The sequence below is a fragment of the Gilvimarinus gilvus genome, assembly GCF_030518155.1.
In the GTDB taxonomy this organism is placed as follows: domain Bacteria; phylum Pseudomonadota; class Gammaproteobacteria; order Pseudomonadales; family Cellvibrionaceae; genus Gilvimarinus; species Gilvimarinus gilvus.
On the sequence record NZ_JAULRU010000617.1, the window covers coordinates 98296 to 122593 of the forward strand.

Annotated in this window: 16 protein-coding genes and 1 tRNA gene; 10 read left to right on the forward strand and 7 right to left on the reverse strand. The window is 52.7% G+C overall.

The features are described from left to right. Positions 1 to 10 precede the first annotated feature (10 nt). Entirely contained in the window at positions 11 to 1513 is a 1503-nt protein-coding gene (locus QWI17_RS15645; protein ID WP_302723454.1) for a sugar ABC transporter ATP-binding protein, read from the reverse strand. Between the two features lie 53 nt (positions 1514 to 1566). Next, positions 1567 to 2511 (reverse strand): ABC transporter substrate-binding protein, encoded by a 945-nt coding sequence (locus tag QWI17_RS15650; protein ID WP_302723455.1) that lies wholly within the window; start codon positions 2509 to 2511, stop codon positions 1567 to 1569. A gap of 426 nt (positions 2512 to 2937) precedes the next feature. Between QWI17_RS15650 and QWI17_RS15655 the strand changes: the two genes are divergently transcribed. After that, a tRNA-Leu gene (locus QWI17_RS15655) sits at positions 2938 to 3024 on the forward strand. Between the two features lie 316 nt (positions 3025 to 3340). Here the strand turns inward: QWI17_RS15655 and QWI17_RS15660 are convergent. Together QWI17_RS15660 and QWI17_RS15665 are read right to left on the reverse strand one after the other, a co-directional pair. Continuing rightward, the gene (locus QWI17_RS15660) at positions 3341 to 4339 is read right to left on the reverse strand and encodes a glycoside hydrolase family 43 protein (protein WP_302723456.1); all 999 of its coding nucleotides are present in this window, start codon (positions 4337 to 4339) and stop codon (positions 3341 to 3343) included. 306 nt (positions 4340 to 4645) lie between these two features. Next, positions 4646 to 5998 carry a BNR repeat-containing protein gene (locus tag QWI17_RS15665; RefSeq protein WP_302723457.1) on the reverse strand — a complete coding sequence of 451 codons (1353 nt, stop codon included), beginning with the start codon at positions 5996 to 5998 and terminating at the stop codon, positions 4646 to 4648. Between the two features lie 289 nt (positions 5999 to 6287). On the opposite strand from QWI17_RS15665, the gene QWI17_RS15670 reads away from it, so the two are divergent. Both QWI17_RS15670 and QWI17_RS15675 read left to right on the forward strand, forming a co-directional pair. Continuing rightward, the gene (locus tag QWI17_RS15670) at positions 6288 to 8093 is read left to right on the forward strand and encodes an SEC-C metal-binding domain-containing protein (protein WP_302723458.1); all 1806 of its coding nucleotides are present in this window, start codon (positions 6288 to 6290) and stop codon (positions 8091 to 8093) included. Between the two features lie 628 nt (positions 8094 to 8721). Further along, a complete protein-coding gene (locus QWI17_RS15675) occupies positions 8722 to 9408 on the forward strand; it encodes an OmpA family protein (protein ID WP_302723459.1) in 687 nt (228 codons plus the stop codon). 273 nt (positions 9409 to 9681) lie between these two features. Here QWI17_RS15675 and QWI17_RS15680 read toward each other — a convergent pair whose 3' ends face one another. The 3 genes from QWI17_RS15680 to QWI17_RS15690 form a co-directional block, all read right to left on the reverse strand. Continuing rightward, a complete protein-coding gene (locus QWI17_RS15680; RefSeq protein ID WP_302723460.1) occupies positions 9682 to 11703 on the reverse strand; it encodes a PhoX family protein in 2022 nt (673 codons plus the stop codon). Further along, positions 11696 to 13546 (reverse strand): phytase, encoded by a 1851-nt coding sequence (locus QWI17_RS15685; RefSeq protein WP_302723461.1) that lies wholly within the window; start codon positions 13544 to 13546, stop codon positions 11696 to 11698. Before QWI17_RS15685 ends, QWI17_RS15680 begins: the two co-directional genes overlap by 8 nt. Before the next feature lie 69 nt (positions 13547 to 13615). Next, positions 13616 to 16384 carry a TonB-dependent receptor gene (locus QWI17_RS15690; RefSeq protein WP_302723462.1) on the reverse strand — a complete coding sequence of 923 codons (2769 nt, stop codon included), beginning with the start codon at positions 16382 to 16384 and terminating at the stop codon, positions 13616 to 13618. Between the two features lie 308 nt (positions 16385 to 16692). On the opposite strand from QWI17_RS15690, the gene QWI17_RS15695 reads away from it, so the two are divergent. The 7 genes from QWI17_RS15695 to fabB all read left to right on the forward strand — a co-directional run bounded on the left by QWI17_RS15695 (position 16693) and on the right by fabB (position 24217). Further along, positions 16693 to 17601 (forward strand): GGDEF domain-containing protein, encoded by a 909-nt coding sequence (locus QWI17_RS15695; protein ID WP_302723463.1) that lies wholly within the window; start codon positions 16693 to 16695, stop codon positions 17599 to 17601. Further along, entirely contained in the window at positions 17601 to 18629 is a 1029-nt protein-coding gene (locus QWI17_RS15700; RefSeq protein WP_302723464.1) for a helix-turn-helix transcriptional regulator, read from the forward strand. The genes QWI17_RS15695 and QWI17_RS15700 overlap by 1 nt, the downstream gene beginning before the upstream one ends. A 68-nt stretch (positions 18630 to 18697) precedes the next feature. After that, positions 18698 to 19678, forward strand: a complete 981-nt coding sequence (locus QWI17_RS15705) for a Gfo/Idh/MocA family protein (RefSeq protein WP_302723465.1) — start codon at positions 18698 to 18700, stop codon at positions 19676 to 19678. 185 nt (positions 19679 to 19863) lie between these two features. Next, positions 19864 to 21156 carry an NAD(P)/FAD-dependent oxidoreductase gene (locus tag QWI17_RS15710; RefSeq protein ID WP_302723466.1) on the forward strand — a complete coding sequence of 431 codons (1293 nt, stop codon included), beginning with the start codon at positions 19864 to 19866 and terminating at the stop codon, positions 21154 to 21156. 93 nt (positions 21157 to 21249) lie between these two features. Next, positions 21250 to 22212, forward strand: coding sequence for a polyprenyl synthetase family protein (locus QWI17_RS15715; RefSeq protein ID WP_302723467.1), 963 nt, complete (start codon positions 21250 to 21252; stop codon positions 22210 to 22212). 120 nt (positions 22213 to 22332) lie between these two features. Continuing rightward, positions 22333 to 22857, forward strand: a complete 525-nt coding sequence (gene fabA, locus QWI17_RS15720) for a 3-hydroxyacyl-[acyl-carrier-protein] dehydratase FabA (RefSeq protein ID WP_302723468.1) — start codon at positions 22333 to 22335, stop codon at positions 22855 to 22857. A gap of 145 nt (positions 22858 to 23002) precedes the next feature. Beyond that, positions 23003 to 24217, forward strand: coding sequence for a beta-ketoacyl-ACP synthase I (gene fabB, locus QWI17_RS15725; RefSeq protein WP_302723469.1), 1215 nt, complete (start codon positions 23003 to 23005; stop codon positions 24215 to 24217). Positions 24218 to 24298 lie beyond the last annotated feature (81 nt).

A 24298-nucleotide genomic window follows, 5' to 3' on the forward strand; every position in this document is an offset into this window, starting at 1 on the left:
ATCTTTACACCTAAGACTGGCCGGCAATGGCCTGCATAATGGTTTGCTGTGAGATGTCTGAACCACTCAACTCAGCCACCTTGCGACGATCGCGCATGACCACCACCTTATCGGCAAATTCGACCAACTCTTCTAATTCTGAGGACGCTACCAGCAGCCCCAAACCGTCATCGCACAACTTGCGAATCAGTTGAATAATTTCAGCGTGCGCGCCCACGTCAATACCGCGGGTGGGTTCATCCAGCAGCATTAACTTGGGTTCGGCGGCCAACCAACGAGCGAGAATCACCTTTTGCTGGTTACCACCACTCAATTGGTTAATCGGCTTTTCGATATCACTGGTGGCAATTTTGAGCACTTTGACATAATGCTCGGCCAGCTCACGCTGCTTTTTCATGGGGATATAGCGCCACCAACCCCGCTTGTTCTGCAGCGCCATAATCATATTTTCGCGAATAGACATGGGGCCCAAAATGCCGTCTTTTTTACGGTCTTCAGGACATAAACCAAGGCCGGCAACCACCGCCTGACGGGTGTTGCTAAAGCGAATGGACTGATTGTTTAGCTTGGCGTCGCCCTGACTTAGCTCGTCAACGCCGAACACCAACTTGCACAGCTCAGTGCGGCCAGAACCAAGCAGACCGGCTAAACCTACCACCTGGCCTGCACACACGCTGATATCGAGAGGCTCCAGTACATCACTGGAGCCCTGGTTAAGTTCAAATAGCGTTTCGCGGGTTTGGGCCTCAGCCTGCCCCACTTTTTCGTGCACGGCTTTTTCCAATTCCTTGCCGAGCATGTGACTGACCAAATCCTGCTGCGACAAGGTGGCCGCTTCATACTCCCCCACCAAGGTGCCATTGCGCAAAATGGTTATGCGGTCACAAACGGCGTACACCTGATCAAGGAAGTGGGTGACAAACACAATACCGATACCGCGATCACGCAAATCCCGCATGATATTGAACAAGGAGGCAACTTCTTCCGCATCCAGACTTGCGGTAGGCTCATCGAGAATAAGCACCTTGGCCGACATGGAAACACCACGGGCGATAGCAATAAGCTGCTGTACAGCCACAGAGTAACTGTTGAGCGGTGCGGTTACATCGATATCCAGATCGTAGCCGAGCAATAATTCACGCGCCTCACGATTCATCCGGCGCCAGTCAATAATGCCAAAGCGCTTGGGCTCGCGCTCCAGAAAAACATTCTGGGCCACGGTTAGGTTGGGCAGCAGATTCACTTCCTGATAAACGGTACTAATCCCCAGATCCTGAGCGTCGCCAGTGTTGGCGGGATGAATCTCGGTGCCGTCCAAGGCGATAATGCCACCATTGCGACGGTAGACACCCGTCATCACCTTAATAAGGGTGGATTTACCGGCACCGTTCTCGCCCAACAGAGCGTGAATTTCGCCTTTTCTCAGGGTGAAGTCCACCCCGTTCAGCGCTTTCACACCGGGAAAGGTTTTCACCACCCCGCGCAGCGCCAGAACTGTATCATCTGTGCTCATAGTATTTTCCAGGAACCGGCGCCAAGCGCCGGGTTACAACATTGCAAACCGCTTTACTGGCTCTTGCGCAGCTCGTATTCGTCTTGATAATTTTCTTGGGTAAAAATTCGCCCGTCCATTACCATCCACTTTTCAAAGTCGCGCTTGCCATCAAGGTAGGCTTCAATAACGTCAAAGGCAGGGCCACCCAGGTGTGGGCTCATTTCAACCGAGGCGTTGACATCACCGGCCTTTAAGGCACTGAAGATATCATCAACGGCATCCACTGACACTACCAGAATGTCTTCACCCGGCTTCAAACCCGCTTCGCGAATGGCTTGAATGGCTCCCAATGCCATCTCGTCATTGTGCGTCCACAGTGCACACAATTCCTTACCGCCACCTTCGGCCTTCAGAATACTCTCCATGACCTCTTTACCCTTAGCCCGGGTAAATTCAGCGGTTTGTGAGCGGACAATTTTGGCACCCTCGTACTTGCCAATTACCTCGTTAAAACCTTCCATACGGCCAATCGCAGCGCTGGAGCCAACCGTTCCTTGCAGCTCGACAATGTCACACTGCCCGTCGGTTGCATCCATCAACCAATTAGCAGCTTTACGACCTTCATCGACAAAGTTTGGCGCGATACGGGTCACATAAAGTTGGTCGTTATTAACGGCAACATTGCGGTCAACAATCACCACAGGAATACGGGCGCGACGCGCCTCCATCAGAACCGGACGCCAGCCCGTCTCCACCACCGGGGCAACGACAATGGCGTCCACGCCTTGGGCGATAAAACTGCGGATCGCTTTAATCTGGTTTTCCTGCTTTTGCTGAGCATCGGAAAACTTCAGATCAATTCCACGCTTGTCGGCTTCCGCTTTGACGGATTCGGAAAAAGTCGTGCGCCAGCCACTTTCAGAGCCGACCTGAGAAAACCCCACGGTTAAAGCACTTGCCACTTGGGATGCACCTAACAGGGATGCGAGCGCCAAACCCATAATTGATTTGTTCATAGTTGCCTCTTCTAAGCTATTGTCTTTATTGAACGAAGTTCGCACTTGGGCAAATTGTATTATAATACTTCATAAGGCGCAATAACCCCTCAATACACACAAAAAAGTTTGTGAAATCATCAACTTGGCTTACACCTCAAGAATTTAACAAATTTCTTAGCTCAAGCGTTGACAAGAATAAGCGCTATCCGTATAGTTCGCGTCCTCTGCTTTTGGCACCTTGCCAAACAGCTTTGCCCAAGTGGTGAAATTGGTAGACGACGTACAGGACGTACGAGTGCAGCAAAGGACAGGAGTCCGAGAGCTGTCGACGTACAGGAAGTACGAGTGTCGCAAAAGAACGGAGTCGATAGCGACCCGCGTAGCGTGTCGGCAAACTGACACAAACGCAAGACCAATCGGGTATTTAATCACCGCCAACCATCTGCCCAGGTGGTGAAATTGGTAGACACGCTAGCTTCAGGTGCTAGTGCTCTCACGGGCGTGGAGGTTCAAGTCCTCTCCTGGGCACCAAACAATAAAGGCCTCGATCTCTGATCGGGGCTTTTTTGTGTGTGCCAACATGCAGTCGGGACTCCCTGCGAGACAGCACAGCTGACCCGCGTTCGGCGGCGCATAAAGCAATGCTTTATTAACGCTTGCCTCACCCTCTCCTGGGCACCAAACATTAAAGGCCTCGATCTCTGATCGGGGCTTTTTTGTGTGTGCCAACAATGCAGTCGGGACTCCCGGCGAGCCCGCCATACGGGCGATCAGCCAGTCTCTACTGTCACTGCGGGTATCACCCGCACACGCCCAGAGCGCAAACGCATAGTAATCAACATAACCCTCAATCTGATACCGTTATTGAACCCGTCTTATCTGCGGCGTTCAAGCGCTGAAATTCTGCAGTGCTAAGACTGAGAACCGTGCCGTGACGCACCGGGTGAAAAGGAAATTTCATGGCTTCAACGGCCTTGAAGTCACCACTGCTCAGGTTGTCCGTTTCATATGCCTGATACCCCTCCCCTTTACTGTAGAAATCCAGCAGCAAACTCCAATGCGATGGCTCGCCATCTTCGTGTGATTTAAGCACAAAGCTGGCTGGCCCCTCATAACCGGTTAGCGACGCGAGGGAAAAATCTTCCATTAAATCCCACTCCCCCATTAAGTGCTCACTGCGTTCCATGGTGATGGTTTTCTCTGCCTCATCTTTGCTGAAGCGGTAAAAAGTGCCTTCCTCATTGACAATGGTGGTATCGATTACGGTGTGCGGTTTTTCGATGTAGACGAACGGCTCGCTAAACGATTTAAAGTCCTGCGTGTGCGCAGCCCAGATACGATGTTTACTGTAATTGTCCCTACCGGTCTTAGAAGCCCAAAAAACCATATAGCGATCATTTTCACTGTCGTAGATGGCTTCAGGCGCCCATGTACAGCCGGCATCATCGGGCGCTACTTTTACCAGGCGCGGGGCGGACCAGTTGACCAAATCCTTTGACTCCCAAACCACAATGGACTGACTGGCGGCGGTCTGGGCACGAGTCCAGTCTGGGTTGTGATGAATCGACAAGTCAGTAGCAATAAGATAAAAGCCGTCGCCGTCAGCCGAGCGGATAATGTACGGATCCCGCACACCTTTTTCACCGACAGTACTCACCAGCACAGGCTCTTTATTGTTGAGCGCCTCCCAGCGTTGGCCATTTTCGCTCACCATAAAATAAACCTGCTCTGTCATAGGTGTCGCCGCGCCACGAAAAGTGACGAAAAGGTATCCGCCGACATCGTCACTCGCGCAAGCGGTAACCGCAATGCAGTATGCCAATAGTGCGACCACGTACTTCTTCATACCTACTCCCGTTATTTTAGTTTGCCGGCCATTCCCGAGCTTGCCAACAACCGTTTCGGGCACACAGTCGTGCCACGTCATTATCTTACTTTTTCGCCATTGCCGTTCTACTCACTGGGCTCGTGAATCATAACAACGCGTCCCGGCGCCCTGCATGGTCTTACATATTGCAACGTTATAAACGTCAGCCCTAAAAACGCAGCTATCGACGCAAAAAAAGGAACCGCTGTATCTTGCACCAATTAACTACTAAAAACTCGGCAACGAAAATTATTGACACCTAAGGCTGCCAGAACCCTATAACAATTAAGGATGCCATATCAAAACGTCTAATGGCGTCGGCCCGATACCGCTGCCGCCCGCGTCATCGCCATCAACTTGCCCCACGGTTTGCAACAGCAGATGCGCCTGTTGCGACTGCTTCCATTGAGTAGGATCGAGGGAAGGCTCCCAGCCACCCACGCCCTGCGTGGTCAAAAAACGAAGCTGCCACGTGTTGTCCTGCAAGCTATCGAGTGTTGCGGCCACAACACGGCCGCCCTCGCTATCATCGCGATAAATTAAATGGACGCGCGAACTGTTGTCGCTTGTTTCACTCAGCAGTGCCGCTCGAGATATTGGCGGCCGTTTAGTACCATGGCCTGCAAGGGAAAAGTCCTGCCCCGCTTCTGGTCCCGCCACGGTTCGCCATACTGTATCGTCCCGATAAACCAAGTTAAAGCGCGGCCGCGCTCCCGGAGCAGGAGACCAGTAACTAACGATCATCGGCTGGCCATCTTTCCCCACAGCAATAAACGGAGGGTTCATTAGATTGCTGCGCTGCGCAACGATGGCAGCCGCCTCGGCACGGCCCTGTGTTATCGGCAGCTTATAGCGAGTCCCATCTGCGCGCTGCCAAGTATGGCCGCCATCCCCGGAGCGGGCATAAAGCAGGTCATGGTTGCTGGCGACATCCGGCGTTTCACGCCAGGTCCAGGCCAGATGCAAGAGACCCTCTTTATCGATCGTCATATCCCAGTAAGCGCTGCGCTCGTTTTGACCGTCAATCAGATTGTTTTGGCGCCTTGACCACTGTGCACTTTTAGTATCGTAGTGATTCAGCAGCAGTCTGCCATTGCCGGAACCGCCATCTCGATAAAGAAAAAGCAAGTTGCCGTTAGCACGGCGAAAAAATTGCGGGTAAGTGACACTCTTCTCGCCCTCTCCCAACATTGATTGGGGCTCGCCCATGATCAAACTTCCCGGCTTCAGACTTCGGCTGTAGTTTAATGGGGTATTGTCATGTCCCCACGCCAAGTGCAAATACCCCTGGCCATCCACCACAAGACTAATGGTGTTGTGTGCATCTTCCGGGGTTGTATGAAAACCCGTAGACTGAATTTCCCACTGTTTGCCTGGCAGCCGACGTTTTGCCAAGTGCACCTCACCTTGAGCGCTATAGAAGCCCGCGTACTGATATCCGTTATCAGTAAATAACGTCTGCCGACTGCCTGCGACGACGTTAACCGAACTGGCGGCATACGCGCTCTTAAAGAGGTGGATCTTGTCAATACCTTTAGTCTGTGTTTCAGCCGATTGGCCAGCTGCCAGCGCACCAAAAGGTACACCGACTAGGGCGCCGAAAAAAAGCAACGCAAGTAGAGTGCAAGATTTTCGCACTCGGTGTACTTGAGAATTTAGCTCAAAGAGATACCTTCGTGCATGCTGCAACCTGCCTAGAACCCTCAAATCTCTGATCTCCTGAAGTGCGCTGTTATTAATCCACCAACTATGCCCCGACGATTATCCAGCTACAGCATTATATGGCGCTCATTTAAACACCTGATCATACCTCCGGCTCCATCAAGATGAAAGATCGGTCATAAAAGTGCTCTAACATAAACACACTTTATTCCCACCCGCTAACCCGCTAAGGTAAACCTACGTTTTTCACGACACAGTAGCTGATATGTACGAATCTACCATAGAGCCCAACGACGAGTTGCACCTCCTCTTAGCCATCGCCGGCCGCAAGTTGGCCAGCAACCCGAATGCGGCTGATTTTTTAGGTTGGATAGCCGATGCTGGCCCCGGTCTGGCGCCGAATATGAATGGGCACATTAATCCTCACGGTGGTAGCACTGGGGAGTTTTTTCGGTTAATGGGAGTGCAGATTTACAATATTACGCCTCTGCCTGGCAATGACTTCCGCCCCAACCCTTTACCCAAACCCAAGCGCAATGAGCCCTGCCTGTGCGGTTCAGGCCGCAAGTACAAACAATGTTGCCAGCATATGGAAGGCGTACCACTACTGGATAACTACAATATGTTGCGCCACGTGCTGGACGCTTACCCGCAAAACGCGATGGCCGAGCTGGTGCAGAGCCGGGCGGATACTTACGCAGTGGCGGACACCGCCATGCAATGGCTGGCCGAGGGCGAAATAAACCGCGCCATGGCGTTACTGGAGCCCTGGTTTAAAGGCAAACAACCATTAAGTAAGCGTCACACACCGTTGTTTGATCCAATGATGGATGTTTACCTTGAGGTACGCAAACCGCGCAAACGCGAGCAATTGCTGGAGCGGGCCTGCCAGGCAAAAGACACCGAGCTTAAAGCCGATGCCTTACAGCGTAAGGCGACAATTCTGATGGATGACGGCGATATTGACGGCGCCTGGCAGGCTTTTCAACTGGCCCAGCGAGCAGCACCAAACTCTCCAGCGCTGGCAATTCTGGAACTGACGCTATTGTGCGCTCAGGGGCAAACCGACCAAGCCAAGGCTCGCGCGCAATTTTGGTTGGTGCGTCTGGAACGTCAGGGCTACGACAACCCCGATCTACTGAGCTTGCTGGAGGAGTGTTGTCACAACCCTGAAATACTCATGGGGGCTGCCGGCTTTCCCTGCTCGGCGGATGAGTCTTTGCTAAACGAGATTGCCTCAGCCCTGGATAACGCGCCAGAGCCCGTTGCCGAATACACGGCGCAAACATACGGCGAACACTGTGTGCTGGAACCCAGCGACACACTGGCGGAGGCCGAGCAGCTTTGGTGCGACACAACCGAGTGCTGGTTTGACGGCGAGATATGGGAGTCGGCCGACGAGTGGGCTGCGCTGCTACTGAGTGTGCCTGAACTGTGGCAAAGCGTTAAGGTGCTCAACGATTTGATCGACGTCGTAACACAGAGCGAGCTTATCGAACTGATGCCTCTGCTGCTGTACCGCGCTCAAGAATTGATTTATGCCAATATCGATAGCATTCAGCCCGGGCAAACTCTACCTTGGGGCATTCACGAAAACCGCCCGCTATTGAGTTTAATGTATAAACTGATGGAAAGTTATCGAGACATTAACGCTCTGCCGCAGGCCTGCGCGATGGGTGAACAACTATTGGCATTTAACCCAGACGACAACCAGGCAGTGCGCTGGGATTTGTCTACGCTTTACCTGCAAACGGAGCAGCCGGAAAAAACACTGGCACTTGCCAATGATTTTGCAGAGGACGTGGCCTGCCCACTCGTTTTAAATCGCATACTCGCACTGTACACACTCGGCCGCCTGCCCGAGGCAGAAACCGCACTGCAAAAAGCCCGCAAACGCCATGACAAGGCCCTGATCATGCTAAGCAAAAACTCGGTAAAACAACCCGAAATGTCGAGCTTTGGTATTACTTTAGGTGGGGACGATGAAGCCTGGCTGTACCGCGAAGCAACCCGACCACAGTGGAAAAATGCAGGCGCATTCGCTTGGCTGAAAAAACAATTAGCGCGATAGTAACTCAATGGATAGAACTCGGCACTCGATGTAAAACTCACCGCAAGGTGTTCATCATTAAGTGCCAAGCCTGACCGCCCAAAGGAAATAATGCATGAAAGTCATTTACTCCAATCAAATTAATTTCGGTATGATTGGCCAGCCCGATACATTTTGCGTGTCTGCACATAAAGGGGAAGGCTGCTAGCGGCTGACTTTTTGCCCCTGCCTGCTAGACGAAGAAGGCCTACCGGTGTTTGACGCGCCTACCGACATTGACGAGGCTATCGGGCAACCTAAACCTTGGCTTGCCACGCTCAGACCACTATGTCTGTGGCGGCAACACGGAAACCCTAAGGATACGTGCAGCTGGGGGCAATATCGAGCTAAGCTGGACAATACACCTTCCCAAGGAATGGCCCGAGGTGAAAAATTTGGTTGTGCAGCTCAATCAATGTAGTAGACAATCCGCAGCACAATACCCACTTGCCTACTTTCTCAAGGCAGACTAACCCCCAAGAGTCACTTACCACATTTCGCCACAATTGCTCGTCACCTTGCCTTTTTTCATACATAGCAGTGCCTTCTTTGTTCGCTTTAATAACACTCAGCAACCGACAACACATTGAAGCCAATAAGGAGTTCCACCATGAAAAAAGCCATTCTTGCCAGTGCGATCATCGCTGGCACAGCATTTCACCCTCAGGTTTCGCAAGCCGTCGAGCTGGAAACCAAACAAGCCGGTGTCGCCACCGCCGGCATTGTGGCTGGCGCTTTAGCTGGCGGGCCCGTGGGTATGCTGGCGGCCTTTATCGGTACCATTTACGTGACAGAGCAGATGGAAAATAATGAAGAAGCAAAACAGCTTGAGCGGGAGTTTTTAAGCTCACAGCAAGAGCTACACAACCTAAACCGAGAGCTTCACGCAGCGAATACCACGATCAGCGAATTTGAAACCATCACACTCGACCAGCTGCAACTGCAAGTGATGTTCAAAACCGGCGAGGATACCCTCAACCCGCAAAACGCAAAAGCGCTGACCACACTCGCGACATTTTTACAGGATAACCCCGAGCTTACCGTTAGCCTGGACGGCTACGCAGACCCGCGCGGTACCGATGAGTACAACAATGTTTTATCGCAGTACCGGGCCGATACGGTTAAAACGGCACTGCTCAAAGCAGGTATTGACGAGTCACGCATTCGCATCAATGCGCACGGCGCCTCGACCACTCAGGCAGTCATCGGCGACTACGAAACCTACGCTCTGGAGCGGCGGGTAGATATTAAAATCATCAACCCAACCGACCTGGCCAGCGTAGCGCAGGCCCACTAGACCAAAGTAATTCCCCTTTCATTGTCACCCCCTCTTAGGGCGGCTGCGCCGCCCCTTTTTAACTATCTGCCCGCTGCCAAATAGCGTTGAGAATGGAAACGCAAAAAAGGGACTCTAGCAAAATGCTAGCGTCGAGATAATTCAATCCAATACCTGTTTTTATTTTTTCTGGCGGTTGTATCTGCGGCTTTCAAAATGGCCTGTTAGGCCGGTCAATTCATAGCCGTCTGTAATCTCGTCACCGGCAGAGATTCCCTCCACGGCCGCTACTGATCAAGTCCCGATAACGCCACCATCGTCTTTCGTCACTAACACGGTGGTTGAGCGCGGTCGTGTCTTACCATCGCTGGCAGGGTAGCTTATTGCCGGGTGCTGCACATTAAACCAAAGGGCTTTACCATCGGGTGTGCCGGTAAGCCCGGTAATTTCGGCCCCAATAGGGCCGGTGGCAAAACGTTTAACAACCCGGGTTACGGTATCGGCACACAAGAGTTGATTGCAGCCTTGCCCGTTGTATTCTAGCTCTAGCTCATCGTAGTCGGTCGCAATCCAGAGGCGGTTGTCGCCGTCAAACCAAAGCCCATCCGGGCAGGAAAAACGGTCACCGCTAAGAGGCTGTGGCTCGCCGTTATCGCCTATGGTACTCAGCACCGGTCCGGCCAACACAAACAACTCCCACTCAAAGCTGAGCGCTGCTGGGTTTTGTTCGTGCTCGCGCCAGCGCAAAATTTGCCCATGGTGATTCTCCGCGCGCGGGTTGGCCGGGTTTAACGGTTGATCTTCAACAACGCCACGCTTGTAGTTATTGGTCAGCGAAATGTAACCATCCGTCGTTTGCGGATGTACCGCCACCCACTCAGGCCGGTCCATGGAGGTAGCGCCAACGGTATCGGCCGCGCGGCGTAAATCAATCAAAACATCGGCCTGTGAGTGAAACCCATTGACCTCGGTCAAACCATTTTGACCGTACTCTAAAGCGCGCCACTGCCCGGTTCCATCAGCATTGTAACTGGCGCAGTAGACCGTGCCTTTATCCAGTAAGTGTTTATTGCGCTCGGGCCGGGCGGCATCAAAGCGTGCACTGGGCACGAATTTATACACATATTCGCCGCGAGTATCGTCGCCGGAATAAAACGCCATGGTACCGTCGTCGGCCAATACACAAGTGCAGCCTTCACGCACGAGCCTACCCAGCGCAGTGCGCTTGATTGGCGTCGACTGTGGGTCAAAGGGATCAAACTCCACCACCCAGCCAAACCGATTGGGTTCGTTGACAAAGCCCTGATATGGCAAAGCGTCATTGGGGGTTGCGTCAAAACGCGGATCAACCGACTCCCAGTAATACTTATGACTGTGCGGCCCTTGCGCTATTGCGTACCTATGATGCGAAGAGCGCTGTTGCCAATCGTCGTGATCGCGATTGACGAAATAGTTTTTCCAGTTTTCTTCGCACATTAAATAAGTGCCCCAGGGTGTCACCCCCATGGAACAGTTATTTAAAGTGCCAAGGACTCGGGTACCGGTAGGGTCCTGGGCCGTTTTCATAGCATCGCTACCTGCCGCCGGGCCACGAATTTCCATTGGCGTGTTTACCGTTAAACGCCGATTAAACGCCGATGGCAGAACTCTCTGCCAGTGCCCAGCACTATCTTTTTTTACCTCTATAATACTGGCGCCGTGTGCCGCTTGCTCTTTTTGCACTTGCGCAAGCGGGCGAATTTTTTCGCCATGCTTACCCGTGATGACAGTCGGGCCATTCGGGTGCAATGTGTCATTGGTGTATTCATGGTTTACCACCAACAAGCCGTGGGCATTGGGCTCGTTCGAAAACGGGAAAAAATGCATCCCATCGTGATTTTGCCCAGCCTGCTGTGTTTGTACATCGGCGGTAGCATCGGCACTGTCTGTCCAACCCGGCGCGGCGTTGGTGACTGTATCTCCCCAACTAAAAAAAGCCCGCGCGGTATAGCCAGGTGGCACAGTGACGGTATCTACCTGATCACCCAAAGCGACCGGCACTGACTGAAACCCAATGTCCGGACGAATCGTATCGGCAAAGGTGTCAGTGGATATTTGACTTGTATGCGAGCTACAGGCGCTTAACGAAAAAGGCCCGGCGCCAAGCGCCAGGCAACTCGCCATTGAGCCTGTTAAAACAGAGCGTCGCGAGAAGGAGAGTTGTTCAAGATTTGACTCGGCAGTTGCCGCCGCTGCGCTTGGATTAACCGCCAAATCATCAACATCGCCAAATCCGTAATCTTTTTGTAGAGAATTTTTATTGAGCGGGTTAGTCATTCAGTTGCAACTCCCGGGCAATATCCTGCCATGGCACCAGCTTAAAATTCTGCGGCTGTTCTGGCATAACGTTATGGCCGTCTTGCGCTATAAACGCACCGTATTCTAACCCCTTCCCTAACGATCGATGCGTCACCTCTAACCCATCGGTCTCGCTAATGGCGTCGATACCAAGAGGCAAATTATTGCCAACCGAAAATTTTCCCAACACCTCAAAAGGCGCGTGTGCATTCAACACCAAATACGCATCGTCACCCTGACTGGATACAATCAAAAAGCGACTATCAACCGCGGGGTAAAGCGCCAATCCTTCCACATCAGCCACCAGTTCAGAATCTATAGCTTTGACTAACTCAAGCTTTGTTGCATCCTCGGCTCGGGCAGAGAGTGTCCAAACGCCGATATCTTCTTCGCCGACAAACAAACGACCACGCTTGTCGTCCGCCACACACCCTTCCGGCTGAGTATCTACGGCAAAGTTGCGCGCGAGAGTCCCGTGAAGTTTGCCATTGGTTGCGCTGATCAGGTATTGTTCAAACCGACCGCTTTTACCATTAGCAATCGCGTAAGTTGCATCGCCATCCTGATACATACACAAGCCGTAAATCTCTTCCAGGCCTGTAGGCAATTCCGCCACATGCACCACACTGCCTTCGGTTGGGTGAATACGGTAAACAGACAAGCTGTTTTCATCGCGCTGCGTTGCAACCGCAATATCGGCCACCCCATCACCGAAATCAAACCCATAGCGAAGATCCACATTGTTGAGACGTCCCGTCTCCAACATGTCCAGTTGCTGCCCTTGTAAGCTATAGACCCCAAGACCATGTTTTTTATCGGTACCCAGCACACGACTCAGCTCAGGCTGGGTTGGGTGCACCCAAATAGCCGGATCATCGGCGGCATCGCCAAAGCGAACCACAGGCTCGGTTTGCATAATCGGCTTGACGATGGATACGTCATTTACAGTGTTCGTTGCAGCTCGTGACACGGGCTGATAACTCAGGTGTGTTTGCACGGTATGGCCCAAGTCATCGTCACGGGCAATTAAATGCAATTTATCGTCAACAACCCAGGTACGTAATGACTCGGCTTCGCCCAGCGCAGCCCATTGCCCAATCGGCTGCGCCGTCCAGCGTTGGTTAGCACTGCGATAAGAAAATACTTGTTTAGTATCAGCGGCTACGGCGATAAGCTCATCTCCCACCACGCTAATGGCTTCAGCGCCGCCGGCTAGTTGCCCACGCGGAGCTACCAAGTCAATGATTTCACGCCCCGATGGCCGCTCCGGGTCCGCCTCATAACGCCATATTCCCACCCCCTCTTCCAGTACGAATAAGCCACCGCGACTATCGGCATCGCAGGCGATAGTATTCGGTGGTATGGGTAGGTTACGCACTTTAATCGGCGAGATTTCACCACCGGCATAGACCAGCCAATGTTCCGCACTGCCGCGCTCATCCACAATAAATAGAGATACCTCCCCTTGTGGGTTAACCGCCATGCACAATGTTTCCGGGAGGAAATCTGGCGATGGCAAAGCTGCCACTTCTTTCACTGAGGTGCCATTGACTTGAAAGATACGTGGTGTCGCGGCAGTCCCCACAACGGTTGCCACTAAAACGTTTGAGCCTACACTGACTGAATCGAGCAATTCAGCGTTGGCGGTAATAACGGCATCATCTATGACCAGTTGCCCGGCACTATTAATGAATGCCCACTGACTGCCATTTTCGCTCAGCGGCAGTGCAGTCTGATGATTCATTGTTGAGGTTTCATTGTGGGCACAGGCATTGACGTTTATCAGTAACGCTAGTACCGCGATCATTGTTTTAAATTGCATTTCGCATTTCCATCCGTTACGAACAACGCCTAGCTCCTGACGAAGGCTAGGCGCTGCTCTGGTCAAACCTTAAAAGTTAGTAACAGTAACACCCATCTTGAATGTCATCCCATAGCTTTCGTACTGCGCATTGTAGCTACGATCATTCAGATAAGCGTAGTAAGGCTCGTCGGTTAAGTTCATTGCCTCAAGGTACACTTGCACACCGTCGGTAATATAGTAACGGGCTGACAAATCAAGCTGGGTTTGCGCATCAACATACACATCTTCTTCACTGTCACTGACATCACCCACTTCCAGCAAGTACTCAGACTTATAGTTGGCGGCTAAGCGCACGCTAAAACTGCTGGACTCATAACCCACACTCAAGTTGCCCGTGGTGTCTGACTGGCTTGGCATGACGATGGTACGACTCATTGCGCCATCGTCTTCATCGTAATAATCCAATGTTGCCTCTGAATCCGAGAAAGTGGCATTCGCGGATATCAACAGGCCGTTAAATGGCGCCGGCAAAAAGTCTAACTGCTTAGACAATGCCAGCTCAGCACCGAGAATTTCCGCTTCATCACCATTGGCGAAAGTAACGGCTTCATCGTATTCGGTGAAGCCAGGCGTACCGGCCAGATCCGTTTGATAAATAAAATTGTCTATTTCTTTGTAGTAGGCAAATGCCGAGAAAACACCGGCAATTCCCATATAGTGCTCAAAACCCACATCCAGGTTGCTCGATTCCATCGCCTCAAGATCCGGATTACCGAACTCAGCCTCTTCATCATCGATCACAAAGAAGGGGGCCACTTGTTCAAAGTTAGGACGCACTAGCGCGTTACTCCAAGAGGCGCGCATTTGCGTGTTTTCACCAAGCGAGTAGCGGGCATGCAGCGATGGCAAAATATGGTCATACTGTTTGCTGGCACTGGTATCGCTAAACTCATCGCCATCGTATTTGGTACCGGCGGCATTAAAGTCTGTATCTTCGTAACGAACGCCACCAAGCACACGCAAGTTGCCTATGTCGATGCGACCCATCGCGTAAGCGGCGGCCACATCTTCTTGCACGGTAAAATCTTCAATGCGCGAGTCCTCTTCTTCGTAAAACTCGTTTTTGTCCAGTGGCGCAATGGCACCGGCGACCGCATTGGCATTAATACCCGGGCCAAAGGTGCCCAGCGTATAGTCAGGGCCATTCGCGCTGTAGGCGGAGAAGCTCCGTTGCTCGTCGCTAAAACCGTGCTCATCGAAATCTCCAAACACCCAAACACTGACGTCGTTGTCTTTTTCCCGTTGACGATACTTACCGCCAACCTTCAACTGCACCGCGTTATTGCCAACAAACATATCGCGCGTTATATCAAACTGGAAGGACCGCTCCTCGTCGTTGGTCTGGGAGGATGCCCACTCTACCTCATCCAGCTCGTAAGCTGCGGGGTCAACGAAATTCGCCGGGGTGTACATCCAAGGCTGCACTGTATCGGTAAACGATACGCCGGCAAAGGCATCGCTTCCGGCAAATACGGCGCCGGACACATGCTCAGGTTCATCCTCACCAGACTCGGAAAGTGCCGCACGGTAATCCAGTGTCCAATTACCCGCGCGTGTGGTGCCCCCCAAAGATGTGGAAAAAATCTCCTGAGTTTCGGTGCGATCTTTCAGTTCGCGCTCAATCTCAGCAACGCCTTCTTCACCAGCCATAACGCCGTCTTCATACTCGAAGATATTGGCCAGGCGTACTTCCGCATCCGTGTACTTGCTGAACAGGTTGCGCCAATACAAATCTGTATTCTCGCTCGGCTTGTAGTCTAGATTTAAAGTCAGACCCGAACGCTCGCGGCTAATGGTGTAGTCACGCTGCTCTACTTCTTCCAGTAAAGCGCCGTCGTCGTCAAAATCCCAGCCACCTCCGGTTTCGATGTTGTCAGAGCCGAATGAGCGGTCATACCAGCTTATTCCCCCCGCAATACCAAAGTTGTCCTCGCCAGAGCCGATACTGAACTTGTCGGAAGCCGTTAGCGCCAACTTAGGGCTGGACTCCTCCGTTAAGTCGTTATAGCTGCCTTCGGCTGTAAAGGAATAGAACATGTCGTCGCGATCAAACGCCGACAAGCTTTGGATATCAATGCTGCCACCCAGAGCGTTCGCGTCCATGTCCGGGGTCAAGGTTTTGCTGACGACTAAGCCTTCCAGCAAATCCGAGGGAATCACATCGAGAGCGACGGCGCGGCGGCCGCTGTCTGGCGAGGGCAGGCTAACGCCGTTAATGGTGACGGCATTGTAATCGGGACCGAGACCACGCACCCGAACATAACGACCCTCACCCTGATCACGCTCGATTGACAAGCCTGGCAGACGCTGCAGCGCTTCGGACACGTTGGTGTCAGGCAACTGGCCAATGGCGTCGGCCGCAACAGCGCTCACAACGTTATCGGCTGAGCGTTGACGGTTCAAGGCTTTGTTTAAACTACCGGCTTGCCCCAACACGATTAGATATTCGGTATTGGGAGTGGTCGGTGCAATTTGAAAATTGCTGATCAGCGTTTCGTTATCACGCACTGAAACCTGACGATTCAGTGTTTCCACGCCCAGGTAACTCACACTCAAGGTGTAATCGCCAGCCGCAATACCGCTCAGAACAAAGCGGCCATCGCGCGCGGTTACCGCGCTCACATTGAGCTCTTCAATTTTTACCCGACTACCTTGCAGCGGCAGCCCACTCAACTGAGCCGTTAACTGTCCACGGATCTGACCATCGGCCCATGTTTCACCTGCGGCCAGTGCGCTTATTGCGCCGATCAGTAAATTGCGTTTAAAAGAAGGTTTTTTCTTTGTGTGCAGAGTCACGTGTCGCTCCCCAAAAAATTAGTGCAGATAGTGTGTGTTGCAATTTGAAAGTGGGGACACGCTAAAAAGCGCCGGTGACAGAAATATGACAGCGTTCAGCCAAGTACTAAATATGCTGGGGTTTACCGGCGCGATTGAGCCAATGCGCCCCCTTACAGGCCAGAGCCCACAATACGTCAGGGCTATATTTTGCCATTCGAGGTACGCATAAAAATTTTGTCTGAGCTGATTTGCCCCAACCCTCTGTCACAAATTTGTTACATAGTGCTGATAGTTAGGACAGTAATTTCCTTAACCTACGAAAGAAAATGATCAAACTGCATAAGTGGAAGCTGTTACTGATTGCTGTGGCAACCAATTTCACCATCTTACTGACCCTTGCCTTGGGCGAGATAAAAGTATGGGGGGAGATTGATTGGTTCGATATCGTCGGCGAAGGCGGTGTCAGCCTGCTGGCGGCACTCTGGCTAGTGTTCACTCTCAATAGTCGGCCAGCCGGCAATGTTACTAACCTTTTATGTCTGGGGCTTGGGTTCATTTTTGTCGGCACATTTCAAGACCTGCTCGACGAAGTCATTGCCTTACCGGAAGGGTCCTTTTTACGCGGCGGCCTGGAGTCAACTCTGATGCCTATCGGTTTACTGGTACTGACTTTTGGCCTCTATCACTGGCACAAGGAACAGTTATGCTTTGTCGAACAGCGACGGCGCCGTGAGCAGGACATCCGCGAATACCGCTGGCAAGACCAATTAACCGACTTAGGTGACGCCCGTTTCTTAAATCAGCAGTTGGACCAACTGCTGCGCCAGTGCCGTGCCGCGCGTCAGCCTCTGGCGCTGATTCTGCTCGACCTCGACCAATTCAATGCCACCAATCGCGCTTTCGGCCACAAAGAAGGTGATCGACTGCTGCGCGAACTCAGTGAATTGCTTATTTTGAATCTACGTCGCTGTGACTTGCTGTGCCGCTATGCAGGCGATCGTTTTGCCATCGTACTGCCCAACACGCCCGAGCTGCTCGCCAACGAGCTGGCCGGTCAACTCACAAGAGCGGTATCAAGCTTCGCCTACAAGACCAACAGTGGCGAAACGATCTACCACAGTGCCAGTGTCGGCGTGGCCGCTGACAACCCAGATGCCAATAAAACCGTCACCGAAATCGCTACCGCTCGCCTGCTCGCGGCCAAAGACCGCAAGAAAATGGAGAGCGCAGCCTAATGTCTCTTTGGCGCGAGCGCGACGAACGCTACATAATCGCACATGAATTTCCGGCCGCCATTATTGAGCTGGCGACAAGCCGCGATATCTCTATCGACAAGCTGCTGCGGGGGACGGGTATCTTCTGGGAGGATTACTTAAGCGGCGAATTGCGCATTAAGCCAGATCAATGCCTACAGCTGTTGCTTAATATACGCCGTTTACTACCCGAAAAAGATACAGCTTTCTTACTGGGTCACCGGCTTTACCCAGGCAACTTTGGCACCGCTCTCAATACGGTGTGGTTCTCCTGTGACCTAGCTGATGCTATCGACAACTTCACTTGCCATCAGGCGTCATTAACGCCACTGCTGTTCGCTAGGAAATCCGTCGACACCGAGTACCTATACCTGCACTGGCAAAACAACATAGCCTGCGGGGAACACTTTTCATTCTTGTTAGAAATGATGATGACGGCAATCACATCGCTGTGCTCCCACCTAACAGGCGTAGGCGCCCAGTGGGAATATCTTATTCCGGGTGACATCGACGCGCCCGAGCAATATCAAGTTAACTTTGGAGCGAAGGTGCACGCCAAACAACATATTGCCGCAATGCGTATACCACGCCAGTTTCTGTCGACTCCCTGCCAGTACGCCAACAACACCAGCTCCACAATTGCCCGCAACCAGTACCAGAAACAACAGCAAGGTACGGCGACTTTGGGATTCGTAGCCTATATCGACGAATGCATTCGCAACGCCGAGGCGCAGCAGCTCTCATTGGAAACGCTCGCCGAGCAACTGTCGATGAGCCCCGCCACGTTAAAACGCAAACTTAAAAAACATAACACCAGCTTCCAGCACCGTTACGATACGGTTCGCAAGGAACTGGTTATTGACTGGCTCACCCGCCAGCAATTATCCATTGATGAAATCGCACAACGTTTGCACTTTCACGACAGTCGCAACCTAAGGCGTGCCTTTAAGCGCTGGACCGGCGCGTTACCCAGTGCGATTAAGACTCGCACATCTCTAGAACCCCTCTGAAATTCCCCAGACGAAAACACGTTATTCGCGTATAATTGGCCCCGGATTCAACTTATTGAGGGGAAGTTATGCACAAGGTTCGCTGGGGCGTGTTAAGTACCGCAAAAATTGCTCGTAATCATGTAATCCCAGCCATACAAACCTCGCATTACGGTGAGATTAATGCTATCGCTTCGCGCCATCCGGCGCAGGCAAAGCAAACAGCGCAAGAGCTGGGTATCGCGCGTGGTCATGAAAGCTACGAACAGCTTCTGGCCGACCCCAATATTGATGCCATCTATAACCCTCTTCCTAACCACCTCCACGTACCCTGGACGCTCAAAGCACTCGCCGCCGGAAAACACGTTTTGGTCGAAAAGCCAGTCGGGCTCGATCAAGCACAAGCACAACAATTACTAAACGCCAGCAGACAATACCCAAAGCTCAAAGTGATGGAAGCATTTATGTACCGCTTTCACCCCCAGTGGCAAAAAGTTAAAGATCTGCTCGGTAGCATTGGGCCGGTGCGCAATATTCAATGCGAATTTTCTTACAACAACCGCGAGGCCGATAATATTCGCAACCAGGCCGCCATGGGTGGCGGCGCATTAATGGATATTGGCTGCTACGGAATTTCCCTAGCACGCTTTTTATTTGCCGCAGAACCCAAGCGGGTACTAGGCCATCAGCAGTTTATGGGTTTTGAGGTCGACACCATTACCAACGCGTTAATGGAATTCGAGCAAGGTAGCGCGAGCTTTAGTTGCTCCACCAAAACCGAAGGCGGGCAATGGGTGCTGGTAAGTGGCGAGAACGGCAGCGTGCGCCTGGCTATTCCCTTCAATCCGGTCGCTGACACGCCAACTCAAGTCGTTGTTCGCCAAAACGGCAGTGAACACATTATTGATATTGCACCTGCCAATCACTATCGCAATATGGCGGATCAATTTTGTCAGGCCATTATCAATGACAGTGATGTGCCCACACCGCTCAGCGACGCTCTCGCCAATATGCAGGCACTGGATGCAATTGTCGCCAGTGCACAAGACGGCGTATGGAAAAGTCTATAACGGTGAACGGTGAACGGTGAACGGTGAACGGTGAACGGTGAACGGTGAACGGTGAACGGTGAACGGTGAACGGTGAACGGTGAACAATATTGTCGTCTAAAATCGATTGATACAACATATGTAAGCGGGCCAAAAGCCCAGTTATTAAACGGCGAGTTACCCCTCGCCCACGAGGAGAAATACCTGTGAAGAGAATTGTTGTGGTCGGCGGCGGAGCCGGCGGGTTGGAGCTAGTGACCAAGCTCGGGCGTAAATTTGGCCGCAAAGGCAAAGCCCACGTCACGCTGATCGATAAGAACACCACACACGTCTGGAAACCGCTGCTGCACGAAATTGCCGTTGGCACCATGGATGAAGGGGTCGACGCTGTCAGCTACCGCGCCCACGCTTTCGATAACCACTACCACTTTCGCATAGGCACCATGGCCGATATCGACCGCGAAGCCAAGCAAGTCGTACTTACCGCAATGCACGATGAAGACGGGCAAGAGCTGTTGCCAGAAACCCGCATCGACTATGACATTCTTGTGTTGGCCATGGGTTCCTCTTCCAATGACTTCAACACCCCCGGTGTGAAGGACCACTGTATTTTCCTCGATGGCCCGAAACAAGCCCACCGTTTTCGCAATAAGTTACTTGGTAAATTTTTGCGTATCCAGCGCGTTCCCGGCACTCGGGAGTCAGTCAACGTTGCGATTGTAGGTGGTGGCGCCACGGGTGTGGAACTGTCGGCCGAACTGCACCATGCAGTGGCCAAATTTCACGCCTACGGCTTTGACGCCATCGACAACAAAAATATAAACGTTACCTTGGTTGAGGCGGGGCCGCGCATCCTGCCTGCCCTGCCAGAGCGCATTTCTGCCGCTGCCAGCCGTGAACTGGCCAAGCTCGGCGTTAATATTAAGCTCAACACACGCATTGTGTCGGCAACGGCCGCCGGCCTGGAAACCGCCGATGACACCACAATCAAAGCAGACCTGATGGTGTGGGCCGCCGGTGTGAAAGTGACCGACGCCCTTAAAAACATCGGGGGCATTGCCACCAACCGCATCAACCAGGTACCGGTGAACTCCTACCTGCAGATTAAGAACGAAGCAAACCTGTTTGCCATCGGTGACTGCGCTGAATTCGTGCAGGCCGATGGCACCCGCGTCCCGCCGCGCGCGCAGTCGGCTCACCAAATGGCCGACATCTGCTTTCACAACATTTGTACGCAGTTGAATGGCGGCACCTTAAAGGTGTTCCGCTATAAAGACCACGGCTCTCTGGTGTCCCTGTCCAACTACTCCACCGTGGGCAGCTTAATGGGCAACCTGAGCCGGGGAACTCTATTCCTTGAAGGTCGCCTGGCCAGGCTGGTGTACGTATCGCTTTACCGGATGCACCAGGTTGCTATTCACGGTTACATCAAAACCGCACTGGTAATGCTGTCCGGCAGTATCAACCGCTGGCTCAAACCTAAACTGAAACTGCATTAAAAACCACAGTAAAGCCCGGCAAGCGGGGCCGGTGCTTGACAGCGTCCGGCCCCCTGCCTAGGATTCGCTCTGCTCTTAAACTAGGACGCCCCAATGCTGCCGTTTCACGACCCCGTTGCCGACGAGTTCACTCAGGTCAATGAGCTGATTATTCGTCAGTTGCACTCCGACGTCCCCATGGTGGAGAACATTGGCCACTATTTGATTGAAGCCGGTGGCAAAAGGTTGCGGCCGCTATTAGTACTCTTGGTAGCGCGGGCACTCAACTATCAGGGGCAACACCACCTTGACCTGGCCGCGATTATTGAATTTATTCATTCGGCCACATTGCTACACGACGACGTGGTCGACATGTCGTCACTGCGCCGCGGCCGGCCTACAGTCAATGCTGAATGGGGCAATGCGCCCAGCGTCTTGGTTGGGGATTTCCTCTACTCTCGATCATTCCAGATGATGGTCCGCATCGGTAATATGGATGTGATGACTATTCTTTCGAGCACCACCAACATCATCGCCGAAGGTGAGGTTCAACAGCTTATCAACGCGAAAGACCCTGATCTGAGCGAAGCGGACTACCGTGAAGTGATTCGCAAAAAAACGGCCGTGTTGTTTGCAGCCGCCTGTGAGGTCGCCGCCGCCATTGCCGGTGCCGACCAAGCCACCCGCGCAGCGCTCGGAGAGTATGGTCTGGAGGTTGGCCTGGCCTTTCAGCTGGTGGACGACGCCCTCGACTACCGGGGTGACACCGAAACATTGGGCAAAAACGTGGGCGATGATCTCGCCGAAGGCAAACCGACACTGCCATTAATCTACGCCATGAGCCAAAGCGCGGAGCCCGAGCGCAATATTATTCGGCAGGCGATTCAAAATGGCGATGCCAGCAAACTAGAAGATATCGTCGCTATTGTCGATGCTACCGGCGCTATGGAGTACACCTTAAAAGCGGCGCGAGATGCCGTATCCAGAGCACTTCTCAAGCTCGAAGTACTTCCTGCCTCAAGGTTTCGGCAGGCAATGCAAGAACTTGCCGAATTCGCTCTGGCCCGCGATCACTGATCACAATTCAGTCATTTGGCACCCGCAAGCAAGGCTCGCTACTGGACAAGTGGCGGGCAAAAGGTAGAATGTGCCCCTTTGCGGCTGTCCGCGACCCAAGAACTGTTTAGAGTTGACACTATGACATCATTTGTCCAAAAGAGCTCATACGACCTGGAAGAGCTGCTCGAGTGCGGCCATGGCCGGCTGTTTGGCCCCGGTAACGCACAATTACCCGTCCCCAACATGCTGATGCTTGACCGCATCGCGCATATCAGTGAGGTGGGTGGCGAGTTCAACAAGGGCGAGATCGTCGCCGAATTGGATATTAATCCGGATTTATGGTTTTTTGACTGCCACTTCCCGGGAGATCCGGTAATGCCTGGATGTTTGGGCCTTGATGCCATGTGGCAGCTGGTTGGCTTCTTCCTGGCCTGGAAAGGTAACCCGGGACGCGGGCGCGCTCTGGGTTGCGGTGAAGTAAAGTTCACCGGCCAGATTTTGCCAACAGCAAAGAAGATCAGTTATCACATCAACCTTAAGCGTGTCATTGAGCGCAAGTTGATTATGGGAATCGCCGACGGACGCGTATCGGTGGACGGTAAGGATATCTATTTCGCCAAAGACCTAAGGGTTGGCCTGTTTTCCAATACCGACTCTTTTTAACAATAAATGAATAGCCCGGTATTGTCCGGGCACTAAGCTCGCCCGAAGGTGTCATACACCTTCACAGCAACAGCGCTACACTATAAGCGCAACCGGCAGAAACCTTCTGCCACCGGCTAGGGCTGGGCAAGTAAAGAGGTAGCCTATGAAACGCGTTGTAGTTACCGGAATGGGGATCGTCTCGTGCCTTGGTAATGATAAAGCCACTGTACTCGATGCTCTGCGTGAGGGACGCTCCGGTATAAAGCACCAGGAAGCCTACGAAGAGTTAGGGTTCCGCTCGCTGATTGCGGGCTCGGTAGATATTAACCTAAAAGAGCACATTGACCGCAAAATATTGCGATTTATGGGCGATGCAGCAGCATTTGCCTATATTTCCATGGATCAGGCGATTCGCGACTCTGGGCTCAGCGAGGATCAGGTATCCAACGAGCGCACGGGCATTATTATGGGCTCCGGCGGGGCCTCATCACAAAATCTGGTGGATGCAGCCGACATTCTGCGTGAGCGCGGGCTCAAGCGTATTGGGCCCTATCGGGTAACCCAAACCATGGGCAGTACAACCTCAGCCTGCCTGGCGACTCCGTTTAAAATTAAAGGGGTGAATTACTCCATATCCTCTGCTTGTGCGACCAGCGCGCACTGCATTGGCAACGCCATGGAACTGATACAGCTGGGCAAACAAGACGTTGTATTTGCCGGCGGCGGCGAAGAAGAACACTGGTCTTTGACCTGCCTGTTTGATGCCATGGGCGCGCTGTCGACCAAATACAACGACAGCCCGGCAAGCGCTTCCCGTGCCTATGATGCCGCACGTGACGGCTTTGTGATCGCCGGTGGCGGTGGTTGTCTGGTTCTCGAAGAGCTGGAACACGCCAAGGCGCGTGGCGCGAAGATTTACGGCGAAATTGTAGGCTATGGTGCCACCTCTGATGGCTACGATATGGTGGCGCCTTCAGGTGAAGGCGCAGAACGCTGTATGCGCCAGGCAATGGCAGGACTCGACGGCGACATTGACTACATCAACTCCCACGGCACCAGCACGCCGGTGGGGGATCTGGCCGAGCTAAAAGCAATACGCAGCACCTTCGATAAAATACCGGCGATCAGCTCGACCAAGTCACTGACCGGTCACTCTCTGGGCGCCACAGGGGTGCAAGAGGCTATTTATTCATTGCTGATGATGGAAAATGACTTTATCTGCGCCTCGGCTAACATTGACGAACTCGATGCCGAAGCGGCGGACGTTCCTATTGTGCGTGAACGCCAGGACGGGGTGAAACTGGAGCGGATTCTCTCCAACAGTTTTGGCTTTGGCGGTACTAACGCCTGTTTGGTCTTCCAAAAATACGGCGGTTAATTCAACCGTTTGCAAGCCAGGGACGGCTTGTTGCCTATCCGTTCACTTCTATTTGACATTCAGCGCCCGGTCAGGGTCGCC

Excerpts from the sequence above, each read along its gene's own strand:
- QWI17_RS15695 (WP_302723463.1), top strand. The coding sequence starts at position 16,693 with ATGATCAAACTGCATAAGTGGAAGCTGTTACTGATTGCTGTGGCAACC.
- QWI17_RS15650 (WP_302723455.1), bottom strand. The coding sequence starts at position 2,511 with ATGAACAAATCAATTATGGGTTTGGCGCTCGCATCCCTGTTAGGTGCA.
- QWI17_RS15645 (WP_302723454.1), bottom strand. The coding sequence starts at position 1,513 with ATGAGCACAGATGATACAGTTCTGGCGCTGCGCGGGGTGGTGAAAACC.
- QWI17_RS15700 (WP_302723464.1), top strand. The coding sequence starts at position 17,601 with ATGTCTCTTTGGCGCGAGCGCGACGAACGCTACATAATCGCACATGAA.
- QWI17_RS15670 (WP_302723458.1), top strand. The coding sequence starts at position 6,288 with ATGTACGAATCTACCATAGAGCCCAACGACGAGTTGCACCTCCTCTTA.
- QWI17_RS15660 (WP_302723456.1), bottom strand. The coding sequence starts at position 4,339 with ATGAAGAAGTACGTGGTCGCACTATTGGCATACTGCATTGCGGTTACC.
- QWI17_RS15715 (WP_302723467.1), top strand. The coding sequence starts at position 21,250 with ATGCTGCCGTTTCACGACCCCGTTGCCGACGAGTTCACTCAGGTCAAT.
- fabB (WP_302723469.1), top strand. The coding sequence starts at position 23,003 with ATGAAACGCGTTGTAGTTACCGGAATGGGGATCGTCTCGTGCCTTGGT.
- QWI17_RS15685 (WP_302723461.1), bottom strand. The coding sequence starts at position 13,546 with ATGCAATTTAAAACAATGATCGCGGTACTAGCGTTACTGATAAACGTC.
- QWI17_RS15680 (WP_302723460.1), bottom strand. The coding sequence starts at position 11,703 with ATGACTAACCCGCTCAATAAAAATTCTCTACAAAAAGATTACGGATTT.
- QWI17_RS15675 (WP_302723459.1), top strand. The coding sequence starts at position 8,722 with ATGAAAAAAGCCATTCTTGCCAGTGCGATCATCGCTGGCACAGCATTT.
- QWI17_RS15705 (WP_302723465.1), top strand. The coding sequence starts at position 18,698 with ATGCACAAGGTTCGCTGGGGCGTGTTAAGTACCGCAAAAATTGCTCGT.
- fabA (WP_302723468.1), top strand. The coding sequence starts at position 22,333 with ATGACATCATTTGTCCAAAAGAGCTCATACGACCTGGAAGAGCTGCTC.